The organism is Sporomusa sp. GT1 (assembly GCF_014634905.1).
Taxonomy (GTDB): domain Bacteria; phylum Bacillota; class Negativicutes; order Sporomusales; family Sporomusaceae; genus Sporomusa; species Sporomusa sphaeroides.
Genome location: NZ_BMBX01000053.1, coordinates 1 through 5,207 on the forward strand (window position 1 = coordinate 1; position 5,207 = coordinate 5,207).

Consider the following 5,207-nt stretch of genomic DNA (forward strand, 5'->3'; position numbering starts at 1 on the left):
AAAGACGAGTCTTAAATATGTGAAATGCTATGTAAAACTGAGAATTAAAGAGATTCTTTAAGATTATTGAAGGAGGTCATAAATATGCTTGACAAAATGAATACAGCCTTGCGGTATATTGAAGAAAACCTGGCTGGTGATATCGACTTTAAAGAGGTAGCCAGACAGGCTTGTTGCTCGGAATATCATTTTAAAAGAATGTTCTCTTTCCTGGCAAGTGTCACATTATCAGAGTACATTCGCCGCAGGCGTCTTTCACTTGCCGCATTTGAGCTTATCAATAGTGATATAAAGGTCATTGACGTTGCCGTTAAATACGGATACAATTCACCAGATGCATTTACCAGAGCTTTTCAAAGTCTGCACGGTATAACACCGTCTGAAGCTAAAAACAATGGACAGGTATTAAAAGCCTATCCGCGGATGACCTTTCAGTTGTCAATCAAAGGAGGTATCGAAATGAACTATCGCATCGTAAAAAAAGAAGCTTTTCGTATCATTGGCATCAAAAAAAGAGTTCCTATCGTTTTTAACGGGGTTAACCCTGATATTGCTGCTATGTGGCAATCATTAGATATTGAGATAATAGCCAAACTAAAAAGCCTTTCAAATATTGATCCTGCAGGGCTAATTAGTGCATCTACAAACTTCTCCGAAGGCAGAATGGAGGAAAAAGGCGAACTTGACCATTATATTGGCGTAGCGACAACTAAAGACTGTCCCGCCGACCTGATACCACTTGAAGTCCCTGCCGCAACGTGGGCCGTCTTTACGGCAGTTGGACCTTTTCCTGAGACACTTCAGGATGTATGGGGACGCATTTATTCCGAATGGTTACCCGCCTCATACTATGAATTAGCAGAAGGACCAGAGATTTTATGGAACGAGCATAAAGATATAACCGCACCGAATTTTAAAAGTGAGATATGGATGCCGGTTTTAAAAAAATAGTTAAAAAAGCTTCAACCCTTATTTCAACAAGGGTTGAAGCTTTTTTTCGCCATTGCCAAATTCTCTGGTCTGCCATTCATGACTGGCTCGTATACAAAACAAGCTTTCCCACTTCCACTCCCTCATCTGTACCTAGCGAAAATATAAATTCTGTATATTTCAACAGTGCCAAATTTGTTTTATAATACAAACATGCTTTGCAAAACAGAGTGATTTCATCGACAATACTAAACTTAAGATTAAGAATATGAGAAAGGTGGAAAAACCGGTATGGAACAACGATCTTTAAATCAAACAAAACAACTGGTCTATGCGGCCTTGGGCATTGCTCTTGTTTTTATTTGTACGGTATTTGTAAATGTTCGTCTGCCTGTTGCCGCTAACGGGGGGTTAATTCATTTAGGGAATGTGCCTTTATTTATTATTGCCATTCTTTATGGGCGCTGGTTAGGAGCTTTGGCGGGAGGAATCGGTATGGCCCTTTTTGATGTGGTGGGCGGCTGGTTTCTGTGGGCGCCCTTTACTCTGATTATTGTCGGGCTTATGGGGTATACCGTCGGCGCTATTTGCGAAAAGAATCAGACGCTCACGGCCTATGTTCTGGCTTTGGTGGTGGCTTGTATCATTAAGGTAGTTGGTTATTATGGGGCCGAAGCGATTATTTATGGCAATTGGCTCATACCGATGACATCAATCCCCGGTAATCTTATTCAGATCGGTGTGGCGTCAGTCATTGTGCTGCCTGTTGTGCTCAAATTAAGAAAACATAGCGCCATTTTTACCTGGGCAGGAAGCCGCTGAATTGTTCTTTTATCATAGTTTACCCTTGTCTCGAGACAGGTAATAGTATTAACCTATTAAGAGTCGATACCTTGCGATTATCGACTCTTTTTATGTACTTTCTTGATAATATCATCAGTCGGCGGATTCGTGGTCTGCCGGTTTGTGCACCGCGCAAGAGTACCACAAGCCGGTCCTTTTATTTCCTTCCAAGGAATGTATAAGTTATCCATAAAAGAAGGAACTCAACATTATCATAGAGAATAAAAATGTAATTTATTAACTCTTTATAGGAGATTTTATGGATTATATTTATTTATCCGTTATGGGTTCATTGGTTGGAACGCTTGCCATAATTCTAATTTGCATATATCTGTATGTGTTATACCGCGTGCGCTATATGGTTATATGGGCCATGGGCTGGCTTATCCTGCTCTTACGGTACGTTATTTTGGATTCGGGGTTAGTTTCCTGGAAACTGTCAGCTTGGGGATTGTCACTATATCAAACGATGTCTTTGCTCTTTGCCCTGATGATTGTTTGGAGTACTTATAGTCTTATAAACAAGCCGCTAAGTAAATGGTGGGTTTATGGCACTGCCGGCATTGCCATCGCAAGTTTCGCATTAAATGTTCTACCTTCCGCCTTGCCTTATAAATTATTGCTTCCCATCTATGCCGCCTGTTTTGCCTTCGTATGGGTTGGGTTCCTTTATATACGCCATCCCAAGATACCACGGTTTGGCCGCTTGGTTGTCGGCTGGGCTTATATTCTCATGGGTCTTATCAATTTTAGCTTTCCCTTCATTGTCTATGGCTCATGGATCCTTCCCTGGGGCTACGCTATAGGCGGAACAGTGCGCCTTGTCATTGCCATCGGAACCTTGATACTATTTTTGGAAAAAACTCGAACCGATTTATCCAATAAAGAAATTCAATATCAAATATTAGCCGAAAATGCTATTGACGTAATCTACTATTATCGCCTGTCTCCTGAATCCGCCATTGAATATATAAGCCCCTCGGTTTTGACAGTCACCGGTTATGCTCCTGAAAAATATTATGCTGATAATAAATTAATCTTTAAATTGGTACATCCTGACGATCGAGCCCTTCTGAACGATTTCATCAGCAATCTGCCGCACTCTGTCGAAACGCCACTGACAGTACGCGTGTTGAGAGAAGATGAAACTACCATCTGGGTTGAGCAGAAATGTGTTCCTATCTATGATGAACAAGGCCGGCTCATAGCATTAGAAGGTATTATCCGCGATATCACGCAACGAAAAAAGCTGGAACAAATGGCCTCAGCCTTTGACAGGATGAATATGGTGGGCAGTATGGCGGCAACTGTCGCTCATGAAATCAGAAATCCCATGACCACCGTGCGCGGCTACCTGCAGGTACTGGGCCGAAAGGAAAAGTATCAAGCCGATAAAGAAAAATTTGAATTAATGATTGAGGAAATAGATAGAGCCAATAGTATCATCCGGGAATACCTTTCCCTGTCCCATGAAAAATTTGTTAGTTTAAAAAAATGCTCGTTAAATCAAATTATTAAAGCATTATTCCCTTTGATCCAGGCGGACGCTAATTCCTCCAAAGTATATGTGACTCTTGACCTTAGCGATATTCCCGAATTGCTGCTGGACGAAAATGAAGTCCGACAATTGTTACTGAATTTAGTACGTAATGGTATTGAGGCAATGCCGTCAGGCGGGAACCTGGTTATTGGTACGGTCCTTGCAGATAACAAAGCTGTTTTATCCATTAGTGACCAAGGCTCGGAAATACCGCCGCATATACTGGAGCACTTGGGTACACCATTCTTTACGACTAAGGATACAGGCACAGGCTTAGGGCTGCCAATTTGTTACCAAATAGCCCACCGGCATAATGCCAGTATTCAAATTGATACCAGTGACACAGGAACTACTTTTTTTGTGAATTTTAATCCACCCGCTCCGTAAAAACTCAAAATTAGCCAGCCCTTTTTCAGTGAGTGAATAACTGAAAAAGGGCTTTTTATATTCTCATAAAGCCCCATATTCCTGCAATATTCTCCATTCTTTTACATTATTACAGGAATTATCCCCTTTTCTCTGTAACCCTTAATTAAGGGGGTGATGGTTATGAAGACGTAATCCTTAATAAAAAATTTCTACGTCAAAAAACTATTACGAGGAGAGAAGAACATGATAAACAATACTGAAAAAACAAATTCCTGCTCAACAATAATCGCTGAGAATTCAATTGAAATTTGCGTGGCTAAAACACTGGAAGAAAAAGAGGAAATATACCACTTTCGTTATCAAATTTACGTGGAGGAAATGTCTAGGCATTTTGCAGAGGTTGATTATGATAATCAGCATATATATGATGAGATGGACGATTGGGCGGTATTATTATATGCAAAAATTGGTTCAGAGATAATTGCCACTTATCGAATCAATATCGGTGCCATGGCAGACTTTCCCCAAAAAGTTATTGAGTTCTTAACGCTGGATACATTCAACAATGATATTAATAAACATGGCAGTCATAAAATTGCCTTTGCTACAAAAGTAATGGTTGCCCCCGCTCATCGAGGCTCGCCAGCACTATACCTGCTTACAGCAAAATGCTATGAAATTTGTTGCTATGAACAAGTCCAATTTCTCTTTGGTATCAGCAACTTTCATTTACTGCGTCTCTATGAGCAACTAGGGTGCCGCAGATATTGTAAAAATTTTTTTTACCCTGGTCACGGCTTAGCAGCCCCAATTATTATGCTTATAGATGATGTTCAACATTTCCGCAAAGTACGTTCCCCTCTTTTTCGCATAGCACGGAAAAGACAATCATTAAACACTAAAGCTGTTGAATGGTTTGATACCACTTTCACCGGTAATTCCTCCATTATTAATAGCCAACTGACTACAGAGGAAGAATTTTGGAACATTTTGTGCAAGCGCTTGCATGGTTTACCATCGGCAGGAATAACCTTACTGCAGGATTTATCTGAAACAGAAGCAAAAAAACTCCTTCACAATTGCGGAATTTTGGTGCAATGCGCCCCGGACGATATTATTACCTTTCAAGGCGATGTCAGCTACACCTATAATATATTAATTTCCGGCAAATTAAAGTCATTAACCTTTAGGCGCCCAAGTAAGGAATACAGCACGCCCGGTCAACATTTCGGGGCAAACGGATTAACCGAGCAAAATACACACACGGAGAGCATAGTTGTCATTAACTCTGCAGAAATATTAGTATTATCCGGTATTGCTTTTCAAAAGTTTTATCGTTCCCACCCGGAAATTGCCCACAAGGTCGTCAAAAGTATTATCAATACCAAGAAAGAACTAGCTCGCATTAAATGAGTTTGACTCAAAGCATTTTTAGGTTAGCATACTAAAAGGGGGTGTCGCAAAACGCTTTTTTAAAAAAGCGTCAAGTGACCCCTCATTTGTATATGAGAAGGCAGAAAATAGA

At 40.5% G+C, this 5,207-nt stretch carries 4 protein-coding genes; all 4 read left to right on the plus strand.

The genetic code is table 11. The features are described from left to right. The first annotated feature begins 84 nt into the window (after positions 1–84). Positions 85–951, plus strand: coding sequence for an AraC family transcriptional regulator (locus tag GT1_RS21720; protein WP_223226441.1), 867 nt, complete (start codon positions 85–87; stop codon positions 949–951). 270 nt (positions 952–1,221) lie between these two features. Further along, a complete protein-coding gene (locus GT1_RS21725) occupies positions 1,222–1,752 on the plus strand; it encodes an ECF transporter S component (RefSeq protein ID WP_188400471.1) in 531 nt (176 codons plus the stop codon). A 280-nt stretch (positions 1,753–2,032) separates the two neighbouring features. Continuing rightward, positions 2,033–3,700: an ATP-binding protein gene (locus GT1_RS21730; protein ID WP_188400472.1), complete on the plus strand. Its 1,668-nt coding sequence runs from the start codon at positions 2,033–2,035 to the stop codon at positions 3,698–3,700. A 225-nt stretch (positions 3,701–3,925) separates the two neighbouring features. Next, positions 3,926–5,095 (plus strand): GNAT family N-acyltransferase, encoded by a 1,170-nt coding sequence (locus GT1_RS21735; RefSeq protein ID WP_188400473.1) that lies wholly within the window; start codon positions 3,926–3,928, stop codon positions 5,093–5,095. Positions 5,096–5,207: the final 112 nt, after the last annotated feature.